This is a genomic window from Peribacillus sp. FSL K6-1552 (assembly GCF_038005205.1).
GTDB lineage: Bacteria > Bacillota > Bacilli > Bacillales > DSM-1321 > Peribacillus > Peribacillus butanolivorans.
Genome location: NZ_JBBOST010000001.1, coordinates 2,743,641 through 2,760,583 on the forward strand (window position 1 = coordinate 2,743,641; position 16,943 = coordinate 2,760,583).

Consider the following 16,943-nt stretch of genomic DNA (forward strand, 5'->3'; position numbering starts at 1 on the left):
TTTTTTGTCGAAAGAAGGGGACAAATTTCTTGTGGGATGAAATACCTCACCTATCAAAAAGAAAAGGATGTATTGACTTGACGTATAAATATAAAAAGAGAATGCTTTGTGAATTTGCATTCTCTCTTTATGTTTATAATCTTTTAGGAACCCTCTTAACAGGATTAAGAGCCATTTCTTTGTCACTGTAGCGGTCACACATTCGGTCACTAAAAACCTTTGTATCGCTGTTTTTTTGGTTTTAAGCTCTTATATGTAATCAAATAATATTTTTCTGAAATACAAGATAAAACCATTAACCTGCATGCAATTTTACAATTACTCTAGTTCCTTCATCAGGTTTGCTACGAACCTCAATCGTCCCTTTGTGAGCTTCTACAATCCATTTACATAAAGACAGACCCAATCCTGTACCACCTTGACTTCTTGATCGGGAATCGTCCACCCGATAAAATCGCTGAAAGATAAAAGGCAAGTGTTCCTTGGGAATACCGATCCCATGATCAATTACTTCAATATAAATAAACTCTTTTTTATTACATGCCTTGATTTCCACTGTTCCACCTTCTGGGGTGTACTTAATTGCATTTTCCATCAAATTTATAAACAATCTACGCAAGAGATCTTCATCTCCGTATAAAGTAAATGGTTCGTTTTCATGAATATTCAACTTAATCTGTTTTTTTATGACCATTGATTGTAAATGATTTCTTACATATTGAAGTAAGAACACTCCATCCACTGTTTTTCGCTTTATCTGATTTGAAGTTGATGTTTCTCTCGACAAATATAAAAATTTTTCTGCCATATCAGATAAATAGATGACCTCTTCTAAAACAGTATGTATGACACGTTTATATTCCTCTTCTGTTCTTCTTCTATTTAAGGCAACATCCAATTCTCCTCGAATTATCGTTAAGGAAGTTCGAAGTTCATGAGAAACATCAGAGGTAAACTGTTGAACTTGAGTGAAAGAGACTTCTAATCGATCAATCATACGATTTAGAGTTAGACATAAACTATACAGTTCATCTTCGGGCCCTTCAATTGGGAGCCGTTCATTTAACCTTTTTGCCGAAATTTGATTTGCTGTGCTGATTATTTGATTAATAGGCTGTAACGTTTTTTTCGAAATCAGCCACCCCATGATTACTGAGAACCCAACAAAGTAGAGGGTAAGAAAAAATAGAATGTGTTTTAAATTCAAAATGGACACATTTAACATTCTACTGTATGTTGCCACTGTGACTTGATATTTTTCCTTTTCCTTAGAATTCATTGACATTGCACGAATTGGTGTACGATTGAACTCGGTATCCCAGACAGAAAAATTCTCATCCTTCCTGTCTAACACATTTGAGCGTTTGATTCGTTTGCCATGTAAGTTATGAGATCGTGCAATGATTTCCCCTCGCCCGTTCTCAATATGCCAATATATTTCTTCTGTATTAACCCCTGCAAAACTTGGCAGGCCATTTATGTGTTGTTCAATTTCAGCAAATGAATCTCTTTTTTCTAAACAATAGGTTATTAAACTAAGCTCTCTGGCAAGCATCGAATCAACTTTTTTAGTCAACATATCCGAAAATGTAAAAGTCAAGAATACGCAAAATAGGAATAAACCGACCATAAACATGATCGAATGCCAAATTGTCATTCTCCATCCGATACTTTTAAAAAAGTTCATACTGTCTTATCTTCGCCTTTGATGATATAACCAACACTATAAATCGTATGTATCAGTTTTAAATCAAAGTTTTTATCAATTTTATTCCTTAAGTGATTAATATAAACATCAACCACGTTCGTTTCTATATTGTAAGCATCCATCCAAACATGTTCTAAAATCAGAGTTCGGGGCAAAATCTTACGAGCATTTCTCATCATAAATTCTAAAATCGCATATTCCTTATTGGAAAGAACAATAGGTAGTTTTCCCCGAGTTACTTCTCTAGTGGAGGGATTCAACGTCAAATCTGCTATTTTTAAAAGAGGTGATGTCTTTTCTTGTTTTCTCCTTAAAAGACTACGTATGCGTGCCAATAATTCCGTAAAAGCAAAAGGCTTTGTCAAATAATCGTCAGCACCTAAATCTAGACCCTCTACCTTATCAGTCACGGAATCTTTGGCGCTGAGGATAAGAATAGGAACATTAATTCCATTCAGGCTTAATTCCTTGATTAATTGAGCCCCATTTTTCTTTGGAATCATCAGGTCGACAATTAAAAGATCATAATCTTCAGCATAAGCTAACTCGTAGGCCATATCACCATCGTTCGCTACATCTACCACATAATGGTGCTCTTTTAACCCTTGTGAAATAAAACGAGCAACTTTTATCTCATCTTCGACCAATAGCAATCGCATTTCAATTTCCTCCAAAAACACTGATTTCATCATTCGATAATGATAATTATTATCGATTATTAATTAATATATCCTAGGTTAATATGAATGGTCAATTCTATTTTAGAGAATAACATAACACATTTTTTGGGAACACTTTATTATTTCCCCCATGAAATTAATTGCTAAAACTATTTGAAAACCTATAAATAGAATTGAAAAACAACCGTTCCTGGCAATAGCTGCACTCTCAAAACTGATAGATTATTAATATATTTGATCATGAAAAATTTAAAAATGATATTTAAAGAAACTAATAAATCGAATTTTAATGGAAGAATTCAGGAAAATTTGGGGTTAATTATTAAAGTTTTTTAATTTTGTTTTAAAAAAGTTTTAATTTTTTTTTTGTATCATAACGACATCGTCAAAAGATGATAATGATTATCATTATTAATTTAATTTCCAATACTATTTAGGAGGAATATATAGCTGAAACTAGAAGTGGTTTTGAAAAAAAGAAAAAAGTATGAAATACATCATTTGGATACAAATAAAGTGGTAGAAGAAGGTTTACTTTATCCAATTGTGGCACGCGATCCGCATTAAGCCTCAAATGTTCATATTCTGAAATCAGGAAATTACGTATGGACATATAAGATCTGTGCACCTGTTTTAGCTCGACACGTAGAGGATGTTATAGGGTTCTATGAACCAATATAACAATTAAATGGAAATTTAAGTATGGAGAACCTAAAGAATCATCCAGTTATTATATAGAAATTATAGATATTACTTTGAAGTATGAATTCAATGTTGACATAAAAAAAATAATTATAAAGAGGTAACAGTATGAAAAAATCAATCAATAATATTACATTTAAATCTCTAGTTGTCCTAATGAGGACATTATTTGGCGTAGGGTGGCTTTTAGCGGGATTAACTAAAATCACAGGTAAAACAGGAGAAATATCATGGTACGACCAACCCACAGTGTTCCTTACAGAATATTTGAAAAAATCATTGGAAAAACCGAATGTCCCAGAATTTTACAAGAACTTTATTGATGGGGTAGCTTTAGATCATTTGACGTTTTTAAATTATACAATACCCATTACCCAAATAATTATGGGAATATGCTTAATCATTGGCTTTATGACAATACCTGCAATTTTTATCTGCTTATTTATGCAAATTAATTTTATCCTGTCCGGTAATATGAATTTGCTAAGTTTAACTCTCTATACATCTGCGTTCTTATTGTTATTCTTTAGGAAAGATGCATTGATTTTGAGTTTAGACCGATATTTTAAAATAGAAAATTTGTACAAAGTAAAGAAGCCTAACTATGTAAGATGGAATGAAAAAGACGAAACCTTGCTCCAATAATTAAAAAACCCATGGATATGGATTAATACACATTCAAATTATTATGGGGCTTTCATTTAAGCATAAAAAGTTAGAAGATCCTATCTATACAATAAGAGTTTTTATGAATATACCCTTATTGAAAAGAAGGATTGCTTTGGATTAGTGTAAAAAATAGTTCGTTTATTAGCTATCAATATAGTTATTTCTTAATTCTATTATGATGATAGATAAAATTATTATGCTGGAAGGATGTTTAATATGCTAAACAAGCCATGGAAAGTGATGTCATCTATTGCACTTGTATCCACTTTAGTACTAGCTACTGGATGTACAAGCAATAATAAAGTTGCTAAAGAAGAAAAATCATCAGAACAAGAGCAACAAGTAAGTAAGGAAGTGACAAATGCTTCTGTAACAGTACCTGTGACAGATTATACATTTGATACAGCAGGTAACATGTTTGCATATGCAGAATTTGAACTTTCAGGTGAACCGTTAGTAGAGGGACTAGGACTTAATTTGGATGTTCTTGATCCCAAAAAATTAGATTCGCCCACAAAGTTTGATTATACAGCAGGAATTGAATCGTACGAATATTCAGAGGAAGCAATGTATGAAGTTGTAGAAAAATCAGGGTTAGGGCTACATTTAATTAATGGTCCTGTTGTCAAGGAATTAGCTGAAAAGCAGGGGAAGGAATCACATGAATTATTAGGAGAGCGCTTCTATAAATTAGCTGATACAGTTGGCTATCCCCGTGAAGAAATAACTAGAAATATGTTTCCGACCTTTATTGAATATGCCAAAGGTGATCCTCATTATATTCAAGATGTTGATACTACTAAATATGCTTCAGGAGAAGAAAATACATACGTTCCTGAGTATCAAGTTAACTTTAAGTCGCTTCGATGGGATCGTAATAAAATGGATAAAGTATTAAATCCGGCAGCATATGGGGGGGCATTTTTAAAACAAGCTCTTTGGGCCGGAGATTTTATGGGAGGGTTTCATACTATAGACGGTGATGAAGAATTGGAAGGTGAAACACCGAAAGATGATAATGATGAAAATATTGCCCTTGGTGTTAGCTCAGCAGATGGTATGCAGGGAGCCATTCTAGTAGAGGAAATTTGGAACAAATTAAATTACGTTCGTAATCACTTATTTTACAGTGTAAATGATAAGGGATTAATTCCTGCAAGTAATGGAAGTCAGTATGATCCATCAGAAGGCTTTGTTTTTTTACCTCATACAATCCAAGTAAAGGAAGACGGTAATTCTAACGTTCCTAATGCTGAGTCACTTGAAGTAACAGATGCGCGGAGCATTTTAAAAGATCAATGGTTAATGCTTTGGCCGTCATCTGAATTCTTCGGCACAACAGATCAACGTCCAGAAAATAAAAATGTCGCACCTTCATTTCGAGCACTTTTTGATAGTGATCCTTATCCTGCGGCACCTAAAGTAAATCTTGATAATAATCCTGGAAACGATTTGACTGTAAACGATCCATACTCTGTTAACCGAGACGTTCTGCTTCATGTGTTTAAAAATATTGATGCCATGCACTTTAATGAAAAAGAAGGTGCATTTGTAGCTGAACATAATGGTAAAGAGCAAGGAAATTATGTAGATACGTTTAATGCAGGTTATACAATTGAATCTCTTCGTATTTTCCAGCGTGCAATTGATGGTCTTCCAGTTGGATATGCAAATTCAGAAGAGGCAAAAGGATTAAATACAAGTGAAGGTAAACGTGCAATTGAACTAATGACAAAACAAGCAGATTTTATCATTGATAAACTGATGACAGATTCAGGCTTAGTTGCAAAAGGCTATACATTTGGTAAAGGTGCAGATGAGGAAACGTCTTTAAATGCACAACTAGGTGCAGTTCGCGGTTTAACAGCAGCATATCTTGCGACAAAAGATGAAAAATATCGTAATGCTGCTCGTACCGTATATCTAGCAATGGATGAAGCGCTTTGGGATAGTGAGGCAAAGGCTTATGAAACTGGGAAAGGCGAAATGAAATATGATGCCTTTACTGCAGGTGGAGTATCTGCTGTCCTACGTGTCGCGATTAATAACCTAAGCAATATTGAAGGTGATGAAAAACAGCCAGATGATTTAGAAATGGAATCCATTATTTCACGATATGTTGATTTTTATGAAACAGTCATAGATGGTCCTAATCTAGAACAAGGAATGCAGGCTAGTGAATTCTGGGATACAGGTGATTTCTACATTGATGGTGATAAGTCTAGAAACACAGATGGAGATCAAGTTCCACAAACTCAAGCTGGGCATGGTAAATACGGCATAGCTCCTGTCCTAGTACCTGTTGAAGTAAAAAAATAATGATAAAGAGGGTAGAAAATCGTGAAAAAAATTGCCCTTTTCTGGCTAACGCTCCTATTGATGGGGGCATTAGTTGGTTGTAAGGAAGGAATAAAAGCAGTAGTAAAAGAGAAAGAGCAGGTAGTTATTCGAGACTATGCTGTTAACAGCAGCAATATGGTCATGAATAAAGTTGGCGATACCATTTATATTGCCAATATTGATGTAAATACAGTTACCATTGTTGACAGTCAAACAAAAAAGGTGAAAGCTGAAATACCAGTAGGAAAATCCCCTGTTCAGCTAACCCTTTCACCTGATGAAAATAAATTGTATGTTTCCTGTAGGTATGACGATAAAATTGACATCATTTCAATTGAAAAAGAAAAAGTGGTTGATTCCCTTGATGTCGGAATAGAACCTTACGGTGTTGTAACAAGTCAGGACGGTAAAAGGCTGTACGTTGCAAACCATCGATCTAGTACAATATCAGTGATCGATCTAAGTAGAAAAAAGGTAGAGTCTGAAATTGAAGTTGGCGATCGACCTAGAACAATAGCGATTACTGCAGATGGGAATAAGTTATATGTACCACATTATCTAGAAGGAAAAATTAGTGTCATTAATACCGATACAGAAGAAGTAAAAAAAGTGATTCACCTTGCAGATTCATCAGATAAAAATGATCGTAAAAAAAGCCAAGGGATTCCAAATACATTGGAACAATTTGTGATTGATCCAGATGGAAAAAAAGCTTGGATTCCTCACTTATTAACAAATGTTGATACACCCATTCACTTTCAAGAAACTATTTTTCCAGCAATCTCTGTCATTGATTTAACGACTGATGAAGAGATTATTGATGAACGGAAAGAATTGTTTGAAGAAATGAATGTTACAGATAAAAAGAATGAAGCAATCATTTTCTCAAATCCTTATGATGTCGTCTTTCATCCAAACGGCAACAAAGCATATGTTATCATGTCTGGGAGTGAGGATCTCGTTGTTTTTGATTTAAATCGTGGCGGTAATGCAACGCAAATTTTAAGAAGAATTAACGGGAATAATCCAAGGGGGGCAGTAATTTCACCAGATGGCGAAACTATTTATGTTCATAATGCTATGAGTCATGATCTTGCCGAGATTTCTACAGGCGGAAATAGTCCATACGCTCGTGCAAAAATGAAAGGTGAAAATCTTGTATTGATATCAAAAGATCCTCTGTCCCCATTAGTAAGAGAAGGGAAAACGATTTTTTATAGTGGCAATAGCGAGGAGTTTGCGACAGAAATAACAGGAAATAATTGGATGAGTTGTATTTCTTGTCATGCTGATGGTGAAACAAATGGACTAACTTTAATGACTCCAAAAGGACCAAGGGGAGTTCCAAGTAATGTTTTAACGACAAAAACCGGATTATTTATGTGGGATGGCAGTCGTGATGATTTTACAGATTATATATTGACTGTACAGGGTGAAATGGGTGGCATGACAGAATTTGATTCGGGCAAACCACTCCCTAAAGATGTCCAGCATATGTATGATGCGATGTTTGCCTATCTCGATGATCCAGATTCATTCCCTATCCCAAAAAGTCCTTACCATAATAAGGATGGAAGTCTGACTGCTACTGCAGAAGAAGGAAGAGAATTGTTTGAAGGGAAAGCAGGATGTATTGCATGCCATGCAGGGACTCAGTTTACAGATAGTGTAAGGGCAATTGATGCAAACGGTCATTTGACAACTAGCAATACTAATTTTTTGCATAATATCGGTACTACTAATCCGTTAGATAAAAAATCTAAAGGTGATGCTAGAGCAGGTTTTACAAACCCAAGAGATACTCTTCATTTTGATGTTCCAACATTAAGAGGGGTATGGGCAACTGCACCTTATTTGCATGATGGCAGTGCTAAAACGATTGAAGAGGTTATCAAGCGAATTCGATATGAAGGAAAGCCTACGTTTACTGACGGTGAAATTTTTAAAATAGCAGAATATGTACGTTCTATTGAGTAGAGGATCATCAAAAAAAGTACCCTTTGATCAGGTAAAAGTAAATTAAATATGAGTAATAAAAAGACGGTAGGCTACCGTCTTTTTTGTTTATTAATTAAGTGAAAAATAAGTTGTTGAGGTCAAGAGCTTCAAGAATTATATTCAATGCTGATGCTTACAAGGACTAAAGTGTTAAAAAATCGTTTCTTAGCTTCACTATTATTAATAGGAGTGTTCACGTTTAGTAGTATTAATATTTCTTATGCAGAAGAAACAGATTGGGATTGGGCGGAGTTTGAGAGATTGAAATTATTAGATACCATTGAATTTTATGGATTAGATATACTTCAAGAAGAAGCCGCATTCGAAAAGGGTACAACAAGTGAAGTTATATATAATCCCAAGTATAAAGATGGAACAACTTTGGATGTAAAGTTAATGGTTACAACGGATATTAACGGTAATATAACATCTGTCGTTTCAGATGCATCATTAATGACAATGGACATTCTTAAAAAAAGAAGTCAAAGAATCCAAAAACCCAAAAAATGCTGTACCATATAAATTGAATGGGGGATCCAACAAAGCGAGCTTTATTTAATGAATATGCTTACAATAAGCACAAATATAATTCTAAGGTAAAATCATCTGCTAAGGCTACCCAATATGGAAAAGATGTGGTGTTAAAAAATTAAGAGAAGATACTATGGCTAACTATGATGATGCGTGGACAACTAAGGATAAAGGATCTAATCAAGTTCAGGTTCATTATGCCAAGAGTTATGATTCTAATATTAGCACTAAGGATACATCAACAAAAAAACATAGAGTTGTAATTAACAAAACTAAATCAAGTAGGAGTACTCAATATCCTTTATCTTTCAAAAACTAGGAGTGAAGAAAATGAAAATAAAAAAAAGCCAAACATTCGTACAGTTAGACGTTAGGAATTGGGATAATACAGAATTAGTAGAAAGTTTATATGAAATTTGCGAGACTAGTAAAGAGTATGAAAATGATGTTGTAGAGGTTCATCAGGTTGTAGACTTAGGGAAACTAAAAAACGAATGGAGATATTTAATCATCCTAAATATTTCACAAGACCTAGATAATCTGGGTGCGCAAATAGACCATTATTAAAAACAAAAACTTCACTTAATTAATGCTTGAAACCACCATTCCAATTACTGGTGGTTTTCTTCTGTTTTGAACTAATTCAATTACTACACTTCTATATTGCATTCAAGGTATTCTCAATGAATATTGCATGTCAGGTTAGAGCTGATTATGGAAATCGTACAGGTAGAATAGTAAAATTCTACAAAAGTCAGGCAAAGAAACATGGTACATGTGCTAGAACTATTCAGAATATTATTCTTGGAGTTTCGTATAAGTAGAAGGTTTAATGAAGGATACTACATACTTTTGTGAATCAGGAACAAATGGATAAATTTATAGTTTAATTATGGAAGATTGTTGGTTAGGTTAATGTATTGGATGGAAACTATGAAGAGGTCTGTGAAGGGCAATTGATTTTATCAATAATAGTTGCTATTGATTTTATTTATACAACTTTTTCATACATTAAGTTTACTAGTAAAGCAAGGTTTTCTAAAATATTCTTTTACTTTGGCATGATTTCAGTCGTATATGGTGTGGGTATACTAACTCAAAAATATATTCAAAAAAGAAAAAATAATCTTTTAAATATAGCTTAAGCGGATGTTTGGTAATAAAAGAGGGATTTTAACCATATTTAATTCTTTAAAAGCTATTTAAATTACCTTTAATATGGTAAAATAGTTAATTGTAACTAATTCAACAGGAGGAACATTTATGAGCAATTCAGTAGGGTTTTGGAAACGATTTTTAGCAGAAGTTCTAGATGGCATTATAATAGGCATTCCATTGGCGGTAATTTTTGGTTTGATCACTGGTCAATGGGAAGATGATAATATTTCAACCTTTGCCGTCTTTCTTTACACAATGCTCGTACCAATATTTTGGTATGGATATACAGTAGGCAAAAGAATGATGGGTATACGTATAGTAAGGGTTGACGGTAAAAAATTAGGTATAGGTACTATGCTTTTAAGATGTTTAGTTGCTGGAATAGTTTATGGAATCACATTAGGAATAGGATTTATTGTTAGCGCGTTTATGGTTGGTTTAAGAAAAGATCATAGAGCAATCCATGATTTCATAGCTGGTACATACGTGACATCGAATAAACCTTGATTATAAGATAGGCAGCTTAATAGCTGCTTTTTTGTTTGCCGTAATAGTGAAAATAGAAACGAATATTATTATTCTTTGAAAGGCCTTGTTTAACGGGCTTTTTTTATTGGGTGGAGAATATTACTTTAGGAAGTTAGCGTTGTGTGAAATGAAGCAATGTGGATATCAGTATACCTAAATTATGTTTCTATAACTCATTGTGCTTTACAGAATGGAGAAAAATTTGCTGAGATTAAATAATTAAAATTATATAATACAAAGTATTTATTACATAGAAAACCACGATAGAATACATAATATTCATTGTCCAATAGTAGTTAAGATATTTCAAATTAGATAAAATTTACATAATTCCTCATAGGTAATGAGCTTGATATTACAATTGATTATTTAGAAAATGCTAGCTTGCATAATAATAATCGAGAGAAAAAGTATTGGTTTAAGTGGTTAACTATTTCTTTGCAAGGGGCAATTTACGGCTTTGGAGTGTGCGCAGTACAAGGTTCAAGTGATAGTTAAAGAGTTCTGAATAATCCGGGCGAAAAGAAAATAAATGAATGTATACCTATACTTAGTAAATTTCACTTAACTCCTGATAATCCATATCCAAATGATCATCCAGCAGTATTGACTGATGATCATGCACTGTCATTAATAAAAAGACTAGTTGAAAATGATATAAATGTACGTTACCTACTACTATTGAAAAGGAAAAAAATCTTTCAGTATTAGAAGGTATACAAAATGGTATTGTTGAAGAAAATGATAAAACTAAGTTAAACCTAGATTATGCTATGGAAATTGGTCTATCGAATACAGAAATTAATAATCTCCAACAGGCACTTATTGAAATTTCTTCAGGTGATTTAAATGAAATTGAAAGTGAAACAAGATTATTAGAGAATGAAATACTTAAACAAGACGATGTTATTCAAATAGACGAACTAACAGCGTCAGCTGCTGGTAGACACGCTGCACCGCCTTCAGTATTGGAAAAAACTTTAAAAATTGTATTTGGAACCGTTGTCGGGTTGACTGTTGCTACTTTAATAGTTCAAGACTTGTATATAATAGGAGCTTATTCTGCTTGCCACATGGGGGAAAAAGAAACCTAAAGTTAAAGGTGCGTGTAAAACACTAGGATATTGGTAAAATATCCGAAACTAAGGGGGAAAAACAATGTTTGACATACCTGACTTTTCGAGAATAAAAATGCTGAAATTATTGATACATTCTTTGCTTATATGCATTTTATTAAGCTTAGTTAGTTTAATTATTAACGATATTTTTTCAATTATCGTTGATAGAAGAATTAATTTGAATTTATTTTTTATTCCAATAATCATGGTTTTTTGGGTTTTGATAGCGATTAAAAAACCAACATACCAAAAATAATTTCAGGATAAGAGTCTGGGCACAATTCTCAGGCTTTTTTTATATTTGTTTTACAATAAAATATCACTATTAACCCTATTTACGAAAGGTTTTTCTTTATTAAATCATCAATGCAGATTTGCGTTGGTGAGGACGAAATTGACCTCGACATGGACGACTTGAACATAACGCAGACTGCGGTTGATAGCGGTCTTGCAGTAGTTAAATCGCGTAATCATCATTGGCGAAGACGATTCGCAATTATATTTCGTAATAGATAAGGCGGTGCAAATTTGGCGTTAATTCCCGAAATTTATTCGGAAGTTTTAGACGAAGCAATCCTGGATGAATACTTATTATCGGAGCACTTGTGATGAACTTCGGCCAGATTAAGGAATCATTCTTTCCGAAGAAAAACGAGGAAGGCTAAGGTTTTTTGGTGCAAAAATAGGCAACTGCGAAGAAAGATGAACCCATTTGTAGGCGGATGCGTACATATAACATATAAGATAATATAAGGAAAAGGGACGGTACTATTATGGGATTTTGGAAACAGGTTTTTAGACCTCGGGTCAGCGTATTGGAGGGCGGTCACGTATTAACTGATAATGTCGAAGGCAAAGGGCTCGTTAATAGAATGTCTGTAATAAAGGGGAGGAAGTTAGGCGAAGTCAAGGTCACAACGGCATTTGGACAGAAGCACTTCACACTTTCACAGATTGAGTGGGAACAAAGTGGAGATCGAAACGTCGGTAAAGCTTATGGTAGTACTATACTTAGTACGGCACTTGTGGGTTCAGTCGGTACAATCGCTGAAGTTGCTGTCAGAGCAATGAAAAAAGACAACTCGACTGCGTACATTTATTTGATCGACGAAGAAGGCGAGGAGCACAAAATCCTCGTTCAGTGTACGAAGGAACAATTTGTACAAATATATAAATTGTGTAATTTATATAAAAATTAAATAAAGTGTTTCCTAGGAGTGTGAAAATATGAACCCACAATAATCCCCCTCCTATATATGAGAACTGTGGATAGTAGGTACAGACGTAGGTCGCAAAATTTTTGTGTGAGAGTAATATTTAAAGTGTGCTGCTCTTTTTTTATTAATACGGTATCATTTACCTATACGTTACTTTGATGGAGTTGTCAATTTAAACAAATTTAAGCAGATGCCCCATGAGAAAGAGTAAGTTAAATAATATAAAAAGAGAACATGTATTGAAGGCTATTGAAATTGTAGAAGAAGAGGAAATGTTTCCTTCATTTAAATATGAACTTGCATATTAAGGCAATAGATATTCTCCAGAAGATGTAATAAAGATTGCAAGTAAAGTAGCTAATGGGGTAAAATTTAGCACTCTCTCAGGGGGCAATCAGACAAATAATGTTTTAATCGACCTTGGTTTCACGATAGTTTTAAAAGAATCAAGTTATTGGGAAAGATCACTCAGATAGTAAGAGAAAACTTTTTAAAAAAAGTGTATCCCTTGAGTTATACAATGTCAAACGGTCTAAGCTCGTAAGGTGACCGTTACACTGAACGGAAGAAAAACAGTGGTATATAGAGTAGATTAGCTGGATAGAGCAACGCCCTTCTAAGGAGTCGGTCGTGAGTTCGAATATCTCCTGGGACATCACTTTGTGAAAAGGGTTGATATATTAAGGTTCTCTGGTTAGAAATAATCAAGAGTGTCCGACCTATATCAACCTTTTTTGTGTTGTTTGTAGGTTTTGCCGTCGGCAGGAATCCATTATCACAGAAGACGATTTTGGCGATCCGTGACGAATTGTATTGGAAGTTGTTATTTTAATAGAATATTTAATGTAAAATAGAATATATCAAAACAGCCACGTTTTTTAGGGGGAAGCAATTTGAATAATTTTATCGTTATGCAAGGTCACACATATCAGGAAGAAAAAGATCTAGGGATTATTTGGTCGCCACAACAGGATAAGGGAGGAAATGTACCTCACTCTTGGCAACGTATGAAAGAGGTACAAAAAGGCGATCGAATCTTTCATTATGTAAAAGGTTTAATTGTTGCAATTAGCGTTGCAAATGATAATTATAAAAATGCTCCTAAACCTTCTATTATGCAAAATCATAGCAAATGGAACGATGAAGGCTATTTAGTGAAATTAGAATACCATGAGTTAGATGTACCTTTAAATGTTAGAGGGAGTTTTAATGAACTTCTCCCGCTCCTTCCAATTAAGTATTCAGCATTTCAAAAAAATGCTGATGGCAATCAAGGCTATTTATATCCTTGTAATGAGGAACTGGCTATTAAACTTCTAGATTTGATAAGTGATTTAAATATATATCAAGTAGACCAGGAACAACTTGAGCTATCGATTGATAATGTGAGAAGAACAGAAAGAAATACATTAGTTCCAGTTATTGCAGAAACAGAATCAGAAGTAAAAACAAAAATTCGTTTAGGTCAACAGAAGTTTCGCAAGTATCTTACGCCATTGTGGGATCATAAATGCGCATTATGCAGTATTGATTTACCTGAGTTACTAAGAGCGAGCCATTCGAAACCGTGGAAAGATAGCACAAATGAAGAACGTTTAGATCCATACAACGGCGTACTGCTTTGTTGTAATCATGATGCCCTGTATGATAAAGGGTTAATTGCATTTGATGGACAAGGACGTTTGCACATTTCTTCAGTTATCTGTAATGAAGATTATTTGAAGTATGGATTAGTACCAAGTACTAAAATTCAGATTCATTCCAAAAATAAAGTGTATTTTAAGTGGCACAAGAGGAATATTTTTGAAACAAAGTAGTGTAATCTATAAAGATTTATAGTAGGTATACTTACACGACAATCTTTTTCGAAAAAAGGTAGTGATTTGTACTGCGATTATATGTGAACATTAATCATAGTAATTTTGAATACATTTAAAGTAATTCAAAATACTTACATTCCAAGAGTTAATGATCGAAAAACGTGGAATCGACGATGACGTACAGGATGTATATCATAACTTTTAGTTATAATCAAAAAGACAGTAAGCAAATATAAGCTCACTGTCTTTTTGATTTAATATTTTAAGTATAATTAAAGGAAACCCTTATTAACATGTTTTAGAGCATAAAATTAATCACAAACATTTAAATGGCACTGTTTTTATGATCACAACAATGATCACAAATCCCTCAAAAAACCCTTAATCCGCTTAAACCTTTCTACTAATCCGCTCCACAATCTCCATCAAATCCTCCGGTCTGTGAAATTCAATCGGCGAAATGCCTTTATCGAACTCTATTGTATCGGCTTCTATCATTAATACATACTTCCCATTAATCTTTCCTAAATGGATGGTATCCCCGAAATCAGCAAGCAATCCTTTGATAGATGTACTCCCAAGCTTCATGCGCAGTTCGGCTTCAGATGTATGCTCGATTCGCCTTTACGTGCATACTGAAGTACTTCCTCTAAACCGGGACGTTGTTTTTTTGTTCCACTCATTTTATCGTGAAAAATTTTCGTACAACCATGTTGCGTTAAAGCATCTGATTGTAAATCCAAATTTTGTAATCCTGTTGACACACGTGCATATCCGATTAACACCAAAATCACTCTTTTCTCATTTTTCCTTTGATTTTCAATGTAACATAAGATGATGAATATATGGTTAATGAACATAGATTAATGAACGGAGTTTTGTTACATTCCAAACGATAAAAAACTCTCCTTACGAATTAAAAAGGAGCGTGTTCAGAAAAGGGACGAGTTTTGTAACAAATAATAGCATCTATGATTATCAAAAGGTTGTTTTTGATAAAGTTGTTTTTAGCAGCAAAATTTATTTTTAGCCTCTACAATACTATTAGTTATACTCTAGTTTAATTTTGCGGTTTATTAGTAACTTTATCCTTTGTTTTTGTTTTAAAATTTTCAAGAGCTGGGGAGTGGTGTTTTTATTGCAAGAACCGATTTTAGCAGGCTTGGCTGGTGTAACAACTAAAAAAAGGTTAATCTCCTATATGTGCTACCCCTAAAGGGCGCGACAATCTGTGATGTACTGTGGTCGCCGGAGTCAGACTAACGGTTGGGCTATTATGTGTATTGGATAATAAGGAAAGACCTTCTTCCACTAAGAGGACACTGAAAAAGTCTGTTTAACGAGAAAAAGAAGCTAATCACCTACTATATATAGACGGTTAACTTCTTTTCATTCTCTGTATATTGATGAAAATCCTCATTCCTTAGCCAAAACAGATACTTTTTCAGCAGCCTCTTCCACTAATGGGTCCTTTCTTATTTGTATTGATTTATTCAAAGCACCCATACTAGTAGTGAACACATAGGAAAGGAGTCTTAAAATGGTAAAAGGAAACCAGGACAATAAGTTTTATAGGCAAAAATTTATTGCTGAAAATAATCCACCTCAAGATCTTTGTTCTCTAGACAGTGGTATAAAATTTGTACAGAAAGTCACTCGTATAGATTATCATGATCTCCTTAAGAACATTGATCCAACCTCTGAGTTGCCTGCTTACCGTCCGGAAGAGGTCGATTATTCGTCTATGCTAGGAACTGACGATCTTCGACAAACCTATAAAGACACTACATATCCTTATGGATTAGTAGGAAAAATATTTAACAGTAACGAAAGGGTAGGATCTGGGGCTCTTGTTGGAGATAATCTTGTTATCACTGCCGGACACATGGTTCCCTGGGAAAAACAGGGGTGGTGGATGCGATTTGTACCTGACTACTATAATGACGATATAAACAAAAAAGGTGAAGGGCACTCATTACATGGAGCTGGTGTTGAGTCATATGTCGAAGAAGCTATGGGTTTTAACACCCACGGTGATGTTACTGGATATGATTGGGCTATACTTAAATTATATAATCCACTCGGAAAACAGTTAGGATATTTCGGTGCCAAGCATTATAAATATTTTGAGTGGTCAAACATGCCTATCTTCATAATCTTAGGATATCCTCTTTTAATCGCCGGTGGGGAACAACCGTCATCTGAGGGTGGTATTAGTATGTATATTGATAAGGAGGAGCCTTGGAATACAGGGGGAGAAGCATTATACACTCCTAATGCCGACCTTACCAGAGGTAATTCTGGAGGGCCGGTATATCTAATCGATAGAGATTATTTTCCCTATATAGTGGGTGTAGTTTCTGGTGGTCAGACCGAACCTTCCCCTACAACCACTGGCGGGCTCATTGCAGGTGGACCTGGACTTGCAAACCTTATTAGGTATGGAAGACAGAATTGGTCTTAAGTAAATTGGC

Annotated in this window: 12 protein-coding genes and 2 pseudogenes; 10 read left to right on the forward strand and 4 right to left on the reverse strand. The window is 34.3% G+C overall.

The window, feature by feature from the left end:
• Positions 1-295: 295 nt before the first annotated feature.
• Complete coding sequence (locus tag NST21_RS13305; RefSeq protein WP_340889530.1) at positions 296-1,687, reverse strand: sensor histidine kinase; 1,392 nt, start codon at positions 1,685-1,687, stop codon at positions 296-298.
• On the reverse strand, positions 1,684-2,367 hold the full coding sequence (locus NST21_RS13310; RefSeq protein WP_340889531.1) for a response regulator transcription factor: 684 nt from the start codon (positions 2,365-2,367) through the stop codon (positions 1,684-1,686). The genes NST21_RS13305 and NST21_RS13310 overlap by 4 nt, the downstream gene beginning before the upstream one ends.
• Positions 2,368-3,198: 831 nt before the next feature.
• On the opposite strand from NST21_RS13310, the gene NST21_RS13315 reads away from it, so the two are divergent.
• The 9 genes from NST21_RS13315 (at position 3,199) to NST21_RS13355 (ending at position 14,466) form a co-directional block, all read left to right on the forward strand.
• Positions 3,199-3,735, forward strand: coding sequence for a hypothetical protein (locus tag NST21_RS13315; RefSeq protein ID WP_340889533.1), 537 nt, complete (start codon positions 3,199-3,201; stop codon positions 3,733-3,735).
• 240 nt (positions 3,736-3,975) lie between these two features.
• Complete coding sequence (locus NST21_RS13320; RefSeq protein ID WP_340889536.1) at positions 3,976-6,078, forward strand: hypothetical protein; 2,103 nt, start codon at positions 3,976-3,978, stop codon at positions 6,076-6,078.
• A 21-nt stretch (positions 6,079-6,099) separates the two neighbouring features.
• Positions 6,100-8,076, forward strand: coding sequence for a beta-propeller fold lactonase family protein (locus NST21_RS13325; RefSeq protein ID WP_445670516.1), 1,977 nt, complete (start codon positions 6,100-6,102; stop codon positions 8,074-8,076).
• A gap of 144 nt (positions 8,077-8,220) precedes the next feature.
• The gene (locus tag NST21_RS13330; protein ID WP_340889539.1) at positions 8,221-8,619 is read left to right on the forward strand and encodes a hypothetical protein; all 399 of its coding nucleotides are present in this window, start codon (positions 8,221-8,223) and stop codon (positions 8,617-8,619) included.
• Between the two features lie 339 nt (positions 8,620-8,958).
• Complete coding sequence (locus NST21_RS13335) at positions 8,959-9,195, forward strand: hypothetical protein (protein WP_340889541.1); 237 nt, start codon at positions 8,959-8,961, stop codon at positions 9,193-9,195.
• A 696-nt stretch (positions 9,196-9,891) separates the two neighbouring features.
• Complete coding sequence (locus NST21_RS13340; protein ID WP_340889543.1) at positions 9,892-10,293, forward strand: RDD family protein; 402 nt, start codon at positions 9,892-9,894, stop codon at positions 10,291-10,293.
• A gap of 794 nt (positions 10,294-11,087) precedes the next feature.
• Positions 11,088-11,408: a hypothetical protein gene (locus NST21_RS13345; protein WP_340889545.1), complete on the forward strand. Its 321-nt coding sequence runs from the start codon at positions 11,088-11,090 to the stop codon at positions 11,406-11,408.
• 797 nt (positions 11,409-12,205) lie between these two features.
• The gene (locus NST21_RS13350; RefSeq protein WP_340889547.1) at positions 12,206-12,631 is read left to right on the forward strand and encodes a hypothetical protein; all 426 of its coding nucleotides are present in this window, start codon (positions 12,206-12,208) and stop codon (positions 12,629-12,631) included.
• Between the two features lie 911 nt (positions 12,632-13,542).
• On the forward strand, positions 13,543-14,466 hold the full coding sequence (locus tag NST21_RS13355) for an HNH endonuclease (protein WP_340889549.1): 924 nt from the start codon (positions 13,543-13,545) through the stop codon (positions 14,464-14,466).
• 393 nt (positions 14,467-14,859) lie between these two features.
• Here the strand turns inward: NST21_RS13355 and NST21_RS13360 are convergent.
• Positions 14,860-15,087 (reverse strand): annotated as a pseudogene (locus tag NST21_RS13360) (DUF3898 domain-containing protein); the annotation flags it as partial.
• A pseudogene (locus NST21_RS13365) lies at positions 15,078-15,254 on the reverse strand (recombinase family protein); the annotation flags it as partial. The pseudogenes NST21_RS13365 and NST21_RS13360, both read right to left, overlap by 10 nt.
• Before the next feature lie 755 nt (positions 15,255-16,009).
• On the opposite strand from NST21_RS13365, the gene NST21_RS13370 reads away from it, so the two are divergent.
• A complete protein-coding gene (locus NST21_RS13370; protein WP_340889553.1) occupies positions 16,010-16,933 on the forward strand; it encodes a trypsin-like serine peptidase in 924 nt (307 codons plus the stop codon).
• Positions 16,934-16,943 lie beyond the last annotated feature (10 nt).